The organism is Amycolatopsis sp. NPDC088138 (assembly GCF_044741685.1).
In the GTDB taxonomy this organism is placed as follows: Bacteria; Actinomycetota; Actinomycetes; order Mycobacteriales; family Pseudonocardiaceae; genus Amycolatopsis.
Map to the genome: position 1 here is coordinate 117955 of NZ_JBIUTB010000003.1, position 15640 is coordinate 133594.

Here is a 15640-nt window from a genome sequence, read left to right on the forward strand (position 1 = left end):
GGTATCTCCGGCAGGGTGGCCCTCATGAACGCATTCACCATGAAGAACTGGGAAGAGAACGTCGTCAGCGGCTCCGAGGGTGGCCCGCGGGTGGCCTACGCGCACGCGTCGATGGCGTACGAGGGTGTCATCGAGGGTGAATCGGTCTGCGACCTGCTGCTGTACTACGCGGGCGAGGGGTACGACAGCGGCACGACGACGTCGCCGAGCCTCGAGCGCTTCGACGGCAAGGTCGACGGCCGCGAAGGGACGTTCATCGTGCGTCACGAGTTCACGTTCGACGCGAAGGGCATCGCCTCGACGTTCACCGTCGTCCCCGGCTCGGGCACCGGCGCGCTGGCCGGGCTCACCGGCACCGGCACGGTCGGCGGCGCGATGGGCGAGGAGAAAATGGGGTACACCTTCGAGTACACGATCTAGGAGTCGCAGGTGGACCGTCGTCAGGTACTCGCCTACCGCATCGCCGAGCACGGGCTGCACCGGTCCGCGCGCGACGTGGCGGATCTCGCCGTCGTCCGGGCCGGGCTGCAGGACAGCATGCGCGACACGGCGCTGCTGGCCGCGGTGGCCCGGGTGTCCTCGGCGTCCCCTGTGTCCCTTGTGGACGACGACCGCCTGGTGCTGGCTTGGACGTTGCGCGGTGCGCCGCACTACCACCTGCGTGCCGACCTCGACGAGGTGACCCGCGCCCTGATCCCCCTGGACGACGCGGACGCGCTGGCCCGGATGCTGTGGCAGCGCAAGGAACTGGCGGCGACGGGCCTGGCGGCGGCCGAGGTGGTCTTCACGGCGGCGAAGGCGATCCGCGGCGTGGTCACCTCGGAGATGACGAAGGGCGCGGTCTCGACGGCGGTGACGAAGCTCGTGCCGCCGGAGTTCTCCCGCTGGTGCCGCGGCTGCAACGCGACGCACATCCACGAGCAGCTGATGCGCATCGCGGCCCCCTTGGGCGGTGTCCGGCTGGTCGCGGGCGCGACCCCGGCGACGCTGGCCCCGCTCGAAGGCCGCGGCCGCATGCGCACGAAGCCGGACCCCGCCGCGGCGACGTCGGTGGTCGAGTCGTACCTGCGGCTGAACGGCCCGGCGTCCCCCGGCGAAGCGGCGGAGTTCGTCGGAACGTCCCGGGCGGTGGTGGACCGGACGTGGCCTGCGGACCTGGCCGAGGTGCGGCTGGACGGCAAGGTGCGCCACCTGCCCGCTACGAGTCTGCCGGCCCTGGAGAACCCGCCGGAGCCGGACGTGGTGCGGCTGCTGCCGCCGTGGGACCCGTTCATCCAGGCGCGCGACAAGGCCCTGCTGGTCCCGGACCCGGCGCGGCGCAAGGAGGTCTGGAAGATGCTGGGCAACCCCGGCGTCCTGCTGGCGGAGGGCGACATCGCGGGCACGTGGCGCACCAAGTCGAGCGGCGCGAAGCTGGTCTTCACGCTGACGCCGTTCGACCCGCTCAGGCCGGCTTCCCGGGAGGCGGCGGAGGCGGAAGCAGCGCTGGTGGCGACGGCCCGCGGCTTCGAAAAACACGACGTCACCTGGGCGGTTTAGCGCGCCCAGGCCCGGCAAACCGACCCCCGCCCTCCCTGGGGGGCGTGCCCTTGTCCAGCGTATCGGCACCTGCGGACAAACCCTCGCGGAACCGCATCCGAACGACCAAGCTGTCCACATCCGGCGAGAGCTGTGGACAACCCCGCTCAGGCGTCCACCGCCAGGCGGTATCCGCGCTTCACCACCGTCTGGACCACCCGGCCGCCGCCCAGCGAGGTCCGCAGGCGGCCAATCGCCGTCTCCACCGCGTGCTCTTCGCCGCCACCCGGCAAGGCTGCGATCAACTCCCGTCGGGAAATCACCCGGCCCGGTGAAGCCGCCAGAGCCCGCAGCAGAGCCATCGGCGCGGGGGCGACCTCGCACCATTCGCCGTCCACGATGGCGGCCTCGCCGCGGAGTTCCAGACACCGGCCGCCCGCCTGAAGCCGCGGGGAACGCGCTACCAGCGTCTCGGCGAGCGTCCGGGCCAACGCACCGATGCGCGCCCGGTGCGGCTGGACCGTCGGGACGCCCAGCGCAGCCAGCGGGCCCGCCGTGATCGGGCCGACGCAGGCCGCCACCACAGGACCCGAAAGCGCCGAGATCAAGCCGGGGAGGCGGCCCGTTCGGCGGGCCAGCGCAATAAGCGACGCCACAGCGGGCGCGCTCGTGAACGGCAGTGCGTGGATCGAACCCTCCAGCACCCCGTCCAGCAGGCGGTCCACCGGGCCCGGGTCGACCGGGCCGACCCAGCGGTACACCGAGATCTCGATGACCTCCGCCCCGGCCGCGCGCAGCGTGTCCACGAAGTACGGCAGCGGCTCGCCGTGCAGCTGGACCGCGATCCGCATGCCGGACACGCCGGTGGCCAGCAGGTGCTGCAGCAGCTCGGCGTTGCTCTCCGACGCCGGCGAGTAGTCCTCCGAAAGCCCGGCCGCGCGGATCGCGCCCGTCACCTTCGGGCCGCGCGCCAGCAGTGAAGACGTCGACAGCCGCGAGACCAGCGCCTCCCCCAGTCCCCAGCCCTCGGCCGCCTCCAGCCAGCCGCGGAAGCCGATGCCGGTCGTCGCGACCACAGCGTCCACCGGCGAGTCCAGCAGCCGGGCCGTCGCCGCGTGCAGTTCGGTGTCGTCCGTCAGCGGCACGATCCGGATCGCCGGGCCGTACCGGACGCCCGCCCCCTTGCGCACCAGCAGCGCGCCGAGCTCGTCGGCCCGGCGCGCCGCGGTGATGCCGATGACAAAACCGGCCAGCGGGAGCACTTCCGTCACGGCGACTCCACTTCGACCACGCCCTCTCGCACGCGCACTTCGTACACCGGAACCGAGACACCCTCGGCGTCCAGGCACTGTCCACTGTCGAGCGCGAACCGTTCCTTGTAGACCGGCGACGCGACCACCGGGACACCACCGGCGTCCCCGACGATGCCGCGCGAGAGCACCGCCGCGCCGCTGCACGGGTCCCAATTGGACAGTGCGTACCACCGCGCGCCGGGCAGCCGGAAGATCGCCACCTGGACGCCGTCCAGCAGGGCCGCGACCCCCGAGTACTCCGGCACCGCGTCCACGCCGCACACCGCCGTCCAGGTCCGTTCGAGAGACGTCGTCATCGCCGCACCTCCGGTACTCCCAGCATCACGGGCACCTTCTGCTCCCGCTCGGAACGGAACGAGATGGCCGGGTCCGGCGTGCCCGGCGCGTTGACGAACGACGTGAACCGGGCCAGCTTCTCCGGATCCTCCAGCACACCGCGCCACTCGTCGGCGTAGTTGTCGACGTGCTTGGCCATCGCCGCGTCGAGGTCTTCGCAGATGCCGAGCGAGTCGTCGACGATCACCGCGCGCAGGTGGTCGAGCCCGCCGTCCAGCTCCTCGATCCACGGCGCCGTCCGCTGCAATCGGTCGGCGGTACGCACGTAGAACATCAGGAACCGGTCGATGGTCCGGATCAGCGTCGCAGTGTCCACATCGGACACCAGCAGTTCGGCGTGCCGCGGTGTGGTGCCGCCGTTGCCGCCGACGTAGAGGTTCCAGCCGTTGTCCGTGGCGATGATCCCGAAGTCCTTGCTCCGCGCCTCGGCGCACTCGCGCGCGCACCCGGACACCGCCGACTTCAGCTTGTGCGGCGACCGCAGCCCGCGGTACCGCAGCTCCAGCTCGATCGCCAGCCCGACACTGTCCTGCACACCGTAGCGGCACCACGTCGACCCGACACACGACTTGACCGTCCGCAGCGCCTTGCCGTAGGCGTGCCCGGACTCGAACCCGGCGTCGACCAGCTTCCGCCAGATCAGCGGCAGCTGGTCCACCGTGGCGCCGAACAGGTCGATTCGCTGCCCGCCGGTGATCTTGGTGTACAGCCCGAACTCCTGGGCCACCTGACCGATCACGATCAGCTTCTCCGGCGTGATCTCACCACCGGGGATCCGCGGGACGACCGAGTACGTGCCGTTGCGCTGGAGGTTCGCCAGGTACCGGTCGTTGGTGTCCTGCAACGTCATCTGCTCGCCGCCCAGCACGTGCCCGGTGCCCAGCGTGGCGAGGATCGACGCGACCGCGGGTTTGCAGACCGCACAACCGGTGCCGCTGCCGTAGCGGGCGATCACCTCGCTGAACGTCGAGATCCGGGTGGCCCGGACGATCTCGAACAGCTCCGCCCGCGACTGTCCGAAGTGCTCACACAGCGCCTTCGACTGCTCGACACCGGCGGCGGTCAGCAGCTTCCCGAGCAGCGGGACGCAGGAGCCGCACGACGTCCCGGCGCGGGTGCACGCCTTGAGCTTGCCGACGGTGTCGCAACCGTCCTCGTGGATCGACCGCGTGATCGCGCCTTTGGACACGGCGTTGCACGAGCAGATCTGCGCCGCGTCAGGCAGCGCGTCGACGCCGACCGCCGCGCCACCCCCGGCCGGAGCGAGGATCGCCGAAGGCTCGGCGGGCAGCGGACGTCCGACCAGTGCCCGCAGGGTGTTGTACTCCGCCGCGTCGCCGACCAGGACACCGCCGAGCAGCGTCTTGCCGTCGTCGGTGACCACGAGCTTCTTGTACGTCCCGGCGACCGCGTCGTTGACGGCGACCTCGAGCGCGCCTTCGGTCGCCGCGTGCGCGTCACCGAACGAGGCGACGTCGACACCCATCAGCTTCAGCTTCGTGGACGTGTCCGGCTCGGGGAAGGTCCCGGCCCCGCCGGTCAGCTGGGCCGCGACGATCTCGGCCATCGCGTACCCGGGCGCCACGATGCCGTAGACGCGCCCCTCGACCGCGGCGCACTCACCGATCGCGTACACCGACGGATCACTGGTGCGACAAGAAGAATCGACAAGGACGCCGCCACGCGGGCCGACGTCCAAACCGGACTGCCGCGCGAGGTCGTCCCGCGGTCGGACCCCGGCGGAGAACACGACCAGGTCGACGTCCAGCTCGGTACCGTTGCCCAGCCGGGCCACCAGCCGCGAGCCGTCGGCCTCGATCGCGTCGGTCGACGTTCCCGTGTGGACAGTCACGTCCAGACCGGAGATGAGCCGCCGCAGCAGGGACCCGCCGCCTTCGTCCACCTGCAGCGGCATCAGCCGCGGCGCCATTTCGACGACGTGCGGCGAGAGTCCCATGTCCCGCAACGCCTTGGCCGCCTCCAGGCCGAGCAGGCCACCGCCGATGACGACGGCCGCCCGCCGTCCGCGGCCGGGTCGCTGAGCCGCCGCGCGGATCGCGTCGAGGTCCTCGATGGTCCGGTAGACGAAGCAGCCCGGCAGGTCGTGTCCGGGCACCGGCGGCACGAAGGGCCGCGACCCGGTGGCCAGGACCAGCGCGTCGTACGAGATCGTGGAGCCGGATCCGGTGGTGACCGTGCGAGCGGATCGGTCCACCGACGTGACCAGCTCGCCGAGCCGCAGGTCCACGTGGGAGTCACCCGCGTAGTCCGAGCCGGGCAACGCCAATGACGCGGGGTCCCATCCGTCCACATAGGACGTCAGGGCCACCCGGTCGTACGCCGGGCGCGGCTCCTCGGAGAGGACGACGATCCGCCAGCTGCCGGAGGTGTCGGCGGTCCGCACCGCCTCCACGAGCCGGTGCGCGACCATGCCGTGTCCGGCGACGACCAAGGTGGGCATCTCAGACCTCCGCTCCCGCGAGCGCCAGACCGCGCTCACTCGGCTGTTCGGCGGGCTTGCGCAGGTAGACCGCCCAGGTGAGCGCGAAGCACAGCCCGTAGAAGACCAGGAACCCGATGAACGCGGGCACGCCGCTCTTGGCGTCGGCGAACGACTGCCGGAAGGCCAGGTTGATGAACAGCCCGCCCTCCGCGCCGATCGCGCCGGCCAGGCCGATCAGCGCGCCGGACAGCCGTCGCGCCTTGAGCAGCTCGGCCGCCTCTTCGGCACCGTTCGCGATCGCCGTGCGGGCTTTCGCGCGGAAGATCGCCGGGATCATCTTGTACGTCGAGCCGTTGCCGACGCCGGTCAGGACAAAGAGGACGATGAACGCGACCGTGAACAGCGTCAGGGACTTCGACGTCGAGGCGAAGATCAGCACCACCGTGGCCAGCGCCATCCCGACGAACGTCGCGAAGGTGACCTTGCCGCCGCCGATCCGGTCGGACAGCCAGCCGCCGGCCGGGCGCGCGAGCGAGCCGAGCAACGGGCCGAGGAACGTCACCGCGGCCGCCTGCAGCGGCGTCCGGCCGAACTGGTTCTGCAGCACCAGCCCGAACGCGAAGCTGTACCCGATGAACGAGCCGAACGTGCCGACGTACAGGAACGACATCACCCAGGTGTGCGGATCCTTGACGACCTGGCGCATCGCCTTGGTGTCACCGCGCACGGTCGCGAGGTTGTCCATGTAGAGGTACGCGCACACCGCGGCGATCACGATCAGCGGGATGTAGACGTACAGCACGATCCGCGGCGCGGTCGCGCCCGCCGTGCCGATCACGAGCAGCCCGACGAGCTGGATCGCCGCGACGCCGAGGTTGCCGCCGCCCGCGTTGAGGCCGAGCGCCCAGCCCTTGTGCTTCTCCGGGTAGAACGTGTTGATGTTCGTCATCGACGAGGCGAAGTTGCCGCCGCCGACCCCGCCGAGCGCCGCGACCAGCAGGAACGTGCCGAGTGACGTGCCGGGGTGCAGCATGACCGCGGCCAGGACCGTCGGGATCAGCAGCAGGAGGGCGCTGACGACCGTCCAGTTGCGACCGCCGAACTTGGCCACGGCGAACGTGTACGGCAGCCTCATCAGGCCGCCGACCAACGTCGGCGTCGAGACGAGCAGGAACTTGTCGGCGGCGTCGAACCCGTAGTCCTTGCCCATGAACAGGACGATGACCGACCACAGTGTCCAGACGGAGAACCCGATGTGCTCGGCCAGCACGGAGAACCACAGGTTGCGGCGGGCGACCTTCTTGCCGGTCTCCTCCCAGAACGTCTCGTTTTCCGGTTCCCAGTGCTCGATCCAGTGCTTCCCTTGGTGGGCCATCGCAGTCTCCTTGTAGTGGGGCGTCATTGCGCGGCGAGCCAGTTCGCGACGGCGCCGACGGTGTCGGTGCACCCGCCGCAGCCCGTGGTGGCCCGCGTGGCCCGCGCCAGTGCGGGGGTATCGGTGGCGCCGGCCTTCCAGGCTTCGACCAGCCGGGCCTTGGTGACGGTGTTGCAGCGGCAGATCACCGCCGTCGCCGGGAGGTCGGCCGGGCCGGCCGCTTGAACCGCGCCAGTGGGCAGCGCCCGGCCGAGCAGCACCGCGAGCCGGTCGTCCGGCAACGGCGTCCCGCGGTCGTGGAACTGCGTGATCGACGCGGCCGCGTCGGGCAGGCCGAGCAGGATCGCCCCGGTGACGCGGTTTTCGCGGACGACGAGCTTGCCGTAGCGCCCGCCGGCCGGGTCGGTGAACGTCAGTACCTCGGCGTCGTCGTCGGTGGCCTCGACCTGGGTCTCCCCCAGCGCGGCGAGGTCGATGCCGCGTGCCTTGAGCCGGGTGACCGCGGTCGTGCCGCGGTAGCGCGCGGCGGCGTTCGAGCCGGTCAGGACGTCGGCGAGGACCTCGGCCTGCTCCCACGCGGGCTGGATCAGCCCGCCAGGGGCGCCGGGATGGCGGGCGCAGTCGCCGAGTGCGTGGATCCGGCCGTCGCTGCTGCGCAGCACGTCGTCCACGACGATGCCGCGGTCGACGGCCAACCCGGCTTCCTCGGCGAGGCTCGTCTCGGCGCGGACCCCGGCGGCGACCACCACGAGGTCGGCCGGGACGAAGCTGCCGTCGTCGAGCTTGAGCCCGTCGCCGGGCAGGTAGCGGGCGGCGGTGGCGCCGAACCGGAAGGTGACGCCCATCGCGGTCAGCTGCCGCGCCAGCACGTGCCCGGCGGCCGGGTCGAGCTGGCGTTCCATGACGTGGCGGTTCGGGTGCACGACGGTCACCTGGTTGCCGCGCCCGGCCAGGCCGCGGGCGGCCTCGAGCCCGAGCAGCCCGCCGCCCAGAACCGCGACCGGCGCGCCGAAGCGGGCGGCGTCGAGGATCTTGGCGCAGTCGTCCAGCGTCCTGAAGGTGACAACGCCGGGCCCGAAGCCTTCGACCGGCGGGATCCACGGGTTGGCGCCGGTGGCGAGCACCAGGGCGTCGTAGTCCACAGTGGATCCGTCACCGAGTTCGACGCGGCGTTTCCCGCGGTCGATCCGCACGGCTTCCGTGCCGAGGCGGAGGTCGACGTTCGCCCGCGCGGCCCACTCGTCGTCGTGCAGCCGGACGCTCTCCGGGCTCATCCCGCCGGCGACGACGGCCGAGAGCAGCACCCGGTTGTAGGCCGCGTGCTTCTCGGCGCCGAGCACGGTCAGCCGGACGCGCTCGGCGGCCGGGTCACGGCGGCGGATCTCGTCGGCCAGCCGGGCCCCGGCCATGCCGTACCCGACGATGACGACGTCCCGGGCGCTCATGCCCCACCGTCCACAGCGGACAGAGCGATGGCGCACACCTTGAACTCCGGCATCCGGCTGACCGGGTCGAGCGCGGGGTTGGTGAACAGGTTGGCGCGTTGCGCGCCGGGGAAGTGGAACGGCACGAAGACCAGGTCGGGCCGCAGTGACTGGGCGAACCGCACCAGCGCCGTCATTTCGCCGCGACGGGACCGGATCCGCGCCTGGTCACCCTCTTCGAGCCCGGCACGTTTGGCGGTATCCGGGTGGACCTCGACGAACGCCTCGGGTACGACGTCATTCAGCTCGCCGATCAGCCGGGTCTGCGCACCCGACTGGTAGTGCTGCAGCACGCGGCCGGTAGTGGCCTGCAGCGGGAACTCGTCGTCCGGCAGCTCCGCCGGGCCGGTGTGTTCGACGGGCACGAACCGCGCGCGGCCGTCCGGGTGGGCGAAGGCGTCGAGGAACATCCGCGGGGTACCGGGGTGGTCGTCGGACGGCACCGGCCAGTGCAGGGCCTCACCCGCGCGCAGCCGGTCGTAGCTGACGCCGGAGTAGTCGGAGATGCCACCCTTGGACGCGATCCGCAGCTCCTCGAAGACCGTCTCGGCGTCGGCCGGGAAGCGTCCTTCGGGTTGACCAAGCCGGTCAGCTAGTCCATTGAGGACGTCCAGATCGGACCTCACACCGACCGGCGGATCCAAGGCTTTGCGCCGGAGCAGGATGCGACCTTCGAGGTTGGTGAGCGTGCCGTCCTCTTCGGCCCACTGCGTGACCGGGAGGACTACGTCGGCCATCGCCGCCGTCTCCGACAGCACGAAGTCCGCGACCACCAGGAGGTCCAATGCGGACAGTCGATCTTGGACACGCCGGGAGCGCGGTGCCGAGACGACCACGTTGCTGCCGAACACCATCAGGGCCTTCGGCCCACCGTCCTGGCCGAGGGCTTCGAGCAGCTCGGACGCCGACCGGCCGGGGCCGGGCAGGCTGCCCGGGTCGACACCCCAGACCCCCGCGACGTAATCGCGGGCGGCCGGGTCGTCGAGCTTGCGGTAACCGGGCAGCTGGTCGGCCTTCTGACCGTGCTCACGGCCGCCTTGACCGTTTCCCTGGCCGGTGAGGCAGCCGTAACCGGAGCCCGCGCGGCCGGGCAGGCCCAGGGAGAGCGCGAGGTTGATCCAGGCGCCGACGGTCGCGGTGCCGGTGGCGTGCTGCTCGGTGCCGCGGGCGGTGAGGACGTAGGCGTTGCGGGCGTTGGCGAGCTTCGCGGCGGCCAGGCGCATGTCGGCGGCCGAGACGCCGGTGACACGCTCGGCGCGTTCCGGCCACCAGGACGCGGCGATCCGCCACATCTCCGCGAAGCCGGTGGTCCGGTCGTCCACATAGGACTGATTCAGGTGCCCGTCGGCGACCACCGCGTGCAGGATGCCGAGCGCCAGCGCGAGATCGGTGCCGGGCGCGGGAGCGAGGTGGAGACTCGCGAGCTCGGCGGTCGCCGTCCGGCGCGGGTCGACGACGATCAGGTCGGCCCCGCGCAGGTGCTGGGTGAACGGTGGCATCGTCTCCGCCGGGTTCGCTCCGGCGAGCAGCACGACGTCGGCGCCGGCCAGATCCGTTACGGGGAAAGGCATCCCGCGGTCGGCGCCGAAGGCCCTGGTGCCCGCGGCGGCGGCCGAGGACATGCAGAACCGGCCGTTGTAGTCGATCTGCGAGGTGCCGAGCGCGACGCGGGCGAACTTGCCGAGCAGGTAAGCCTTTTCGTTGGTCAGCCCGCCGCCGCCGAAGATCGCGACCGCGTCCGGGCCGTGCGCTGCCTGGAGTCCCTTCAGCTTCCGCGCGACGAAGTCGAGGGCGAAGTCCCAGCTGACCGGCTCGAGAAGGCCGTTGAAGCGGATCATCGGGGTGGTCAGCCGCTTCGGCGACGTCAGGAGCGCGCCGGACGTCCAGCCCTTCTGGCACAGGCCGCCGGCGTTCACCGGGAAGTCCCGCGGCGTGACGCGGACACCGTCGAGGTGCATGCCGCACTGCAGGGCGCAGTACGGGCAGTGCGTGTCGACCTGCGGCACGGGTACCTCCGGCGTCGTTCGGATGACCCGACGCTAAGGAGGCCGTGTTACTCGGAATCGACCGAATGTTTCCGGCAGTTGACATTGCGGCGCGACTCACGCGCCCCCGGCGGTGAGGTGCGTGACCGGCGCCACTCCCGGCGTGCGGTGTTCAGCGCGCCCCCAGCCGTCCTGCTCGTGGAACCGCCGCTCGAACCACCACGGCGACGGACCGAGCGGATCGGGCGGCGTGCGGCGCACGAACCGGCGGTCGGCGCGGGAGAGCACCGCCCCCACCAGCGCGCGCTCCCGGCGTGGCAGCTCCCGGAGGAACCCGGCCAGGTCCCGCCGCGCGCCCACCGGGTCGCACCCCGGGCAGGGGCACACGTCCGACACCGAAAGCACGTCCGGCGAGCGGGTGCCGCGATCCCAGGCGATCAGTAGCCGGGCGATACGACCCGGGCCGAACCCGGCGTCCACCTCGGCGAACGCCAGCTCACGGGCGGCACGGCGGGAGAGGTGCGGAACACGGATCGGCGGCGTGGCCGCCTCGATGCGCTGAGCCCGGCGCAGGCTCGAAGGCCGGTTACGCGGCATGGCCCTTTCGAAGAGCGATCATGCGTCCCAGGTTAGAGCACGCCGCTGACTTCCCGGGCCGCCACACGAAGGCCGTCCAGGGCGGCGCGCGTCGACCTCGGGTTCAGGGCGTTCGACGCCAGGCGGAACAGCACCGCGCGCAGCAGCAGCTGGGGCCACTCCGGCAGGTGCGCCCAGCGTTCGAGCAGCTCGCGGGTCGCGCCGCCCCAGGCCAGGGCGTCGACCGCGACGATCGCCGCGCCGTACTCGCCCGGGCGGTAGTACGGGACGAAGTCGACCAGGCCCGGTGTCGCCTCGCCGTCGAACAGCAGGCCCGCCAGCAGTTCGCCGTGCGCGACCTGGGACGGCAGCTTGATCGGCCGGCGCGCGCCGGCCAGGACCTCGAACCAGCGGCCGCCCTTCGTCTCGTCGAGCGGGACCTCGAGCTCCTCCCAGGCGACCCGGTCGGCGACGGCGTCGACGTCCTTGCGGCCGGCGATGAAGTCCGGCCGGGGCAGCCCGACGGTCGCCCGGTGCAGTTTCACCGCGGCCAGCACCGACGCGTCACCGCGGTGCTCGGCCGTGCCGGCCACGAACCGCGACGCCGTCCAGCCGCCGACGATCCACCGGCCGTCGGTCGAGCGCACCGGCTTCGCGACCCGCAGGCCCGGCTCGTCGACGTAGTCGAGGGCGCGGGCGGTCCACAGGGTCTTGGCCTTGTCGGTGACCGGCTTGAGCACGAGGTCGCCGCAGCGCCACGCCGCCGAGTCCGGCATCGGCTCGCCGCTGTCGGCGAGCCCGCCGAAGGCCGAGCAGACGTGGCCGGGAGGGCGTTCGAGGGTTGAGCGCACGAGTACTGACGGTACCCGGCCGGGTGGTCCACGAACGAGAAGACGCGCTGGTCACACACCGTTTTGAGATCACCGCGAGAGTGCCGTGAAGGCCACCTTGAGGGACTCTGAGTCCCTCAAGGTGGCCTTCACGGACAACCACTGTCAGTAGGTCGGCAGGCTCGGGTCGATCTGCTTGGCCCAGGCGAGCACGCCGCCGCCGAGGTGCGTCGCGTCCTTGAACCCGGCCGCGTGCAGGGCCGCGAGGGCCTCCGCCGAGCGGGCACCCGACTTGCAGTGCAGGACGATCGGCTTGTCCTGCGGCAGCTCCGCCAGCGCCTCGCCCGAGAGGATGCGGTCCTTCGGGATCAGCGTCGCGCCCTTGATGTTGACGATCTCGTACTCGTGCGGCTCGCGGACGTCGATCAGCGCGAAGTTCTCGCCGCTGTCGAACTTGGCCTTGAGCTCCGCCGGCGTGATGGTGCTGCCGGACGCCGCGGTGGCGGCCTCGTCGGAAACCACGCCGCAGAACGCCTCGTAGTCGATCAGCTCGGTGATCTTCGGGGTCTCCGGGTCCTTGCGGATCTTGACCTCGCGGTACTTCATCTCCAGCGCGTCGTAGCTGATGAGGCGCCCGAGCAGCGTCTCGCCGATGCCGGTGATGAGCTTGATCGCCTCGGTCACCATGATCGAGCCGATGGACGCGCACAGCACGCCCAGCACGCCACCCTCGGCGCAGGAGGGGACCATGCCCGGGGGCGGCGGCTCCGGGTAGAGGTCGCGGTAGTTGAGGCCCTTGCCGTTCGGCGCGTCCTCCCAGAAGACGCTGACCTGGCCCTCGAATCGGAAGATCGAGCCCCAGACGTAGGGCTTGCCCAGCAGCACCGCGGCGTCGTTGACCAGGTAGCGCGTGGCGAAGTTGTCCGTGCCGTCGACGATGAGGTCGTACTGCTCGAAGATCTCCAGCGCGTTCGAGGAGTCCAGCCGGTCGGTGTGCAGGTGCACCTTGACCAGCGGGTTGATCTCCGCGATCGACTCCTGCGCGGACGCGGCCTTGAGCTTGCCGACGTCGGACTGGCCGTGGATGACCTGGCGCTGCAGGTTCGACTCGTCGACGACGTCGAAGTCGACGATGCCGAGCGTGCCGACGCCGGCCGCGGCCAGGTAGAGCAGCGCGGGGCTGCCGAGGCCGCCGGCGCCGATGACCAGGACCTTCGCGTTCTTCAGCCGCTTCTGCCCGGCCACCCCGACGTCCGGGATGATCAGGTGACGGCTGTACCGGGCCACCTCTTCCTTGGTGAGCTCGGCAGCCGGCTCGACGAGCGGCGGCAGTGCTGACATCGGGTCCTCCATCTCGCGCGGATCGCGTCCATCCCACTATGCACAACGCACGCACGCAAAGAGACCTTCCCAGGTCCAGATGGTGGGACGGGTTACGACTTGGGGGTCGGGTTCGGCCAGGCGTTGGGCACGCAGGTACGGCCGTCCTTGGCCACCTTGCCCTTGTCGCCGCCGGGGATGTCGTTGAGCATCGAGACGTAGTCGTCGGCGACGCCGAAGGACTGCTGCATCATCACCGGCGCCGGGTCGCCCTCGCCGGTGCAGCCGACGTGCTGGTTGCCCAGAGCGTGGCCGACCTCGTGGTTGATGGCGTACTGCCGGTAGCCGGTCATGTCGGCGTTGAACGCCTTCGCGCCGCGAACCCAGCGGGCCAGGTTGATCAGCACGCGGCCCATGCTCTTGCGGTAGCAGGACGCCTCGAACTTGATCTGGAAGCCGCAGGCGTCCGCGCGGTGCGTGGTCTCCGGCGTGGTGAGGCTCACCTTGAACGTCGGGTTCGGGAAGTTCGCGTCGACGCGCTGCAGCGCGATCTTGCCGTCCCACGTCCAGCTCTTGGGATCGGACAGCGTGCCCTGCACGGCGGCGGCGAACGCGTCGTCACCGGCGTAGCTCGCCGGGTCGATGCCGTCCTCGACGTCCACGGTGTAGGTGTAGAGCTTCCCGTTGCCCACCTTCGGGCCGCTGCCCGCCACGGTGTGCCAGGTGCCGGCGCCGGCCTGGGTGAACGGGCTGCCGTTCGGCAGGTCCGCGGTCGGCACCTTGAGGTCGACCGGCGTGGCCGGGTTCTCCGGGATGCCCTGGCCCTCGTCGCCGTCGATGGAGCCGCCGGAGGTGTCCCCGCCCGCCGACTCGACACCGGAGGCGGCGCCCTGCTCGGCGATCGGCTCGGCCGGGCTGTTCGCGGTGTTGACGACGACGAGCACGGTCAGCACCACGAGGATCGGCAGCGCGTAGACGCGCCAGCCGTAGGTCCCGGTGAGCTTGGCGAAGAGGGTCTTCGGCGGCTCTTCGGCCTTCTTGGTCTCCCGGGCTTCCTTGTGCGGCTTCCAGGAGGCGCTCAGCGGCTCGGCGGAGGTCCGGCGCCCGCCCGGGCGGTAACGGTCCTCGCTGACCCGCTGGGCCGGCGCCTTCGACGGGCGGTACTGCCCGGTGCGCGGGGAGTCTTCGGGCTCGGGGGCGCCTTGCGCGGGCCGGCGGGCCGACGCGCGGTGGGGAGCCCGCCGATCTTCGCCTCGCTCGTCCTGCTTCACCCGGTCCACCGCACCAGGGTGCCACAGCGCCGGAGCGGCGCCCTCGGCGACTGGCGGATCACGCAGCGATCAGTTGTCGCCCGATAGGGCTACCAATTCCCGGCTTCGACGTGCTCCCACATGCCGAGGACGGCCTTCGCGACGACGATCGGCCGTTCCATCTGCGCCACGTGGCCGGTGCGCGGGAGCACGAGCAGCCGGGCCCGCGGGATCGCGCGGGCGGTGCGCACGGCGCGTCGCACGGAGATGACCCGGTCTTCGCGGCCCCAGACGACCAGCGTCGGCACCCGCACCAACGGCGCGAGGGACCACAGCGACGCCTTCCCGACCGCCGACCACGCCCGGAAGATGCCGAAGGTGCTGCGCGCCATCGCGGGCGCGGCCCAGGTGAAGCCCGCGCGGGCGCCGTGTTCCTCGGTCAGCTCGTCGAGCCGGCTCTCCGGGAACTTCGACGGGTCCGCGAAGCACAGCTTGATGACCTGGGCGGCGCGTTCCCGCGGGCCGAGCGCGGCGAGCTGGGCGCGCACCCGCGCGCCGACCAGCGGCAGGTAGGCCAGCGCCATCCGCGGGTCCGACAGCCGCCGCGGGTTAGGGCGGCGGTCGGGCATCGCGGGCGAAATGAGCGTCAGCGTCTTGACGAGCTCCGGGTGCCGCGCGGCCAGGATCAGCGCGATGGCGCCGCCCATGGAGTTGCCGAGCAGGTGGACGGGCGCGCCGACCTCCCGGACGTGCCGCGCGACGACCTCGGCGTGCGCTTCGAGGCTGAAGTCGAACCCGGCCTCGGGCTCGGACCAGCCGAAGCCGGGCAGGTCCGGCGCGGTGCCGCCGGCGACCGGCGCGAGCAGCGCGGCCAGGTCGGTCCAGTTCGTCGACGAGCCGCCGAGGCCGTGCAGGTAGACCGCCGGAACGCCGTCCGGGCCCGGGGTGCGGCGGACGTGGAGCCGGGCGGTGCCGACCTCTTCGAAGGTCGCCGGCCAGGGCGGCAGCACCGGCTCGATCGACGGCAAAGCCCTGGTCGAGAGGGGGACGTGGGTCACCGGCGGGCGGGCCGGGCCGACGTCGCCAGGGCGGTGGTCGGAGGTCTTCACGGCTCCAGGATGCCCGACACTTGGCACAGCGGGCGTACCGGCGAGTAATCTTCAGGTCGACTTCACGCGGTGGCGACCCCGCCCGTCGAAGGGCCGAAGAC

Annotated in this window: 13 protein-coding genes; 2 read left to right on the forward strand and 11 right to left on the reverse strand. The window is 71.7% G+C overall.

Translation table 11 applies throughout. The features are described from left to right. Positions 1–24 precede the first annotated feature (24 nt). On the forward strand, positions 25–420 hold the full coding sequence (locus tag ACIOD2_RS15430) for a DUF3224 domain-containing protein (protein WP_400538260.1): 396 nt from the start codon (positions 25–27) through the stop codon (positions 418–420). Between the two features lie 9 nt (positions 421–429). Beyond that, entirely contained in the window at positions 430–1539 is a 1110-nt protein-coding gene (locus ACIOD2_RS15435) for a DNA glycosylase AlkZ-like family protein (protein ID WP_400538262.1), read from the forward strand. A gap of 146 nt (positions 1540–1685) precedes the next feature. Here ACIOD2_RS15435 and ACIOD2_RS15440 read toward each other — a convergent pair whose 3' ends face one another. The 11 genes from ACIOD2_RS15440 to ACIOD2_RS15490 all read right to left on the reverse strand — a co-directional run bounded on the left by ACIOD2_RS15440 (position 1686) and on the right by ACIOD2_RS15490 (position 15449). Further along, the gene (locus ACIOD2_RS15440) at positions 1686–2789 is read right to left on the reverse strand and encodes a uroporphyrinogen-III synthase (RefSeq protein WP_400538264.1); all 1104 of its coding nucleotides are present in this window, start codon (positions 2787–2789) and stop codon (positions 1686–1688) included. Further along, positions 2786–3127 carry a nitrite reductase small subunit NirD gene (nirD, locus tag ACIOD2_RS15445; protein ID WP_400538266.1) on the reverse strand — a complete coding sequence of 114 codons (342 nt, stop codon included), beginning with the start codon at positions 3125–3127 and terminating at the stop codon, positions 2786–2788. The genes ACIOD2_RS15440 and nirD overlap by 4 nt, the downstream gene beginning before the upstream one ends. Then, positions 3124–5628: a nitrite reductase large subunit NirB gene (nirB, locus tag ACIOD2_RS15450; RefSeq protein WP_400538268.1), complete on the reverse strand. Its 2505-nt coding sequence runs from the start codon at positions 5626–5628 to the stop codon at positions 3124–3126. The genes nirD and nirB overlap by 4 nt, the downstream gene beginning before the upstream one ends. Before the next feature lies 1 nt (position 5629). Further along, on the reverse strand, positions 5630–6985 hold the full coding sequence (locus tag ACIOD2_RS15455) for a nitrate/nitrite transporter (RefSeq protein ID WP_400538270.1): 1356 nt from the start codon (positions 6983–6985) through the stop codon (positions 5630–5632). A 23-nt stretch (positions 6986–7008) separates the two neighbouring features. Beyond that, on the reverse strand, positions 7009–8430 hold the full coding sequence (locus tag ACIOD2_RS15460) for an FAD-dependent oxidoreductase (RefSeq protein WP_400538273.1): 1422 nt from the start codon (positions 8428–8430) through the stop codon (positions 7009–7011). Next, positions 8427–10475, reverse strand: coding sequence for a molybdopterin oxidoreductase family protein (locus ACIOD2_RS15465; protein WP_400538275.1), 2049 nt, complete (start codon positions 10473–10475; stop codon positions 8427–8429). Before ACIOD2_RS15465 ends, ACIOD2_RS15460 begins: the two co-directional genes overlap by 4 nt. A gap of 96 nt (positions 10476–10571) precedes the next feature. Further along, positions 10572–11051 (reverse strand): hypothetical protein, encoded by a 480-nt coding sequence (locus tag ACIOD2_RS15470; RefSeq protein ID WP_400538277.1) that lies wholly within the window; start codon positions 11049–11051, stop codon positions 10572–10574. 32 nt (positions 11052–11083) lie between these two features. Then, the gene (locus ACIOD2_RS15475; RefSeq protein WP_400538279.1) at positions 11084–11881 is read right to left on the reverse strand and encodes a TIGR02569 family protein; all 798 of its coding nucleotides are present in this window, start codon (positions 11879–11881) and stop codon (positions 11084–11086) included. A gap of 144 nt (positions 11882–12025) precedes the next feature. After that, positions 12026–13201 (reverse strand): adenylyltransferase/sulfurtransferase MoeZ, encoded by a 1176-nt coding sequence (gene moeZ / locus ACIOD2_RS15480; protein ID WP_400538281.1) that lies wholly within the window; start codon positions 13199–13201, stop codon positions 12026–12028. A 92-nt stretch (positions 13202–13293) separates the two neighbouring features. After that, complete coding sequence (locus ACIOD2_RS15485; protein ID WP_400538283.1) at positions 13294–14460, reverse strand: DUF3152 domain-containing protein; 1167 nt, start codon at positions 14458–14460, stop codon at positions 13294–13296. A gap of 80 nt (positions 14461–14540) precedes the next feature. Continuing rightward, positions 14541–15449 (reverse strand): alpha/beta fold hydrolase, encoded by a 909-nt coding sequence (locus tag ACIOD2_RS15490; protein WP_400540343.1) that lies wholly within the window; start codon positions 15447–15449, stop codon positions 14541–14543. Between the last annotated feature and the right edge of the window lie 191 nt (positions 15450–15640).

Bases quoted from the DNA above. Each gene is read 5' to 3' on its own strand.
- ACIOD2_RS15430 (WP_400538260.1), top strand. From the start codon at position 25: ATGAACGCATTCACCATGAAGAACTGGGAAGAGAACGTCGTCAGCGGC.
- nirD (WP_400538266.1), bottom strand. From the start codon at position 3,127: ATGACGACGTCTCTCGAACGGACCTGGACGGCGGTGTGCGGCGTGGAC.
- nirB (WP_400538268.1), bottom strand. From the start codon at position 5,628: ATGCCCACCTTGGTCGTCGCCGGACACGGCATGGTCGCGCACCGGCTC.
- ACIOD2_RS15455 (WP_400538270.1), bottom strand. From the start codon at position 6,985: ATGGCCCACCAAGGGAAGCACTGGATCGAGCACTGGGAACCGGAAAAC.
- ACIOD2_RS15460 (WP_400538273.1), bottom strand. From the start codon at position 8,430: ATGAGCGCCCGGGACGTCGTCATCGTCGGGTACGGCATGGCCGGGGCC.
- ACIOD2_RS15470 (WP_400538277.1), bottom strand. From the start codon at position 11,051: ATGCCGCGTAACCGGCCTTCGAGCCTGCGCCGGGCTCAGCGCATCGAG.
- moeZ (WP_400538281.1), bottom strand. From the start codon at position 13,201: ATGTCAGCACTGCCGCCGCTCGTCGAGCCGGCTGCCGAGCTCACCAAG.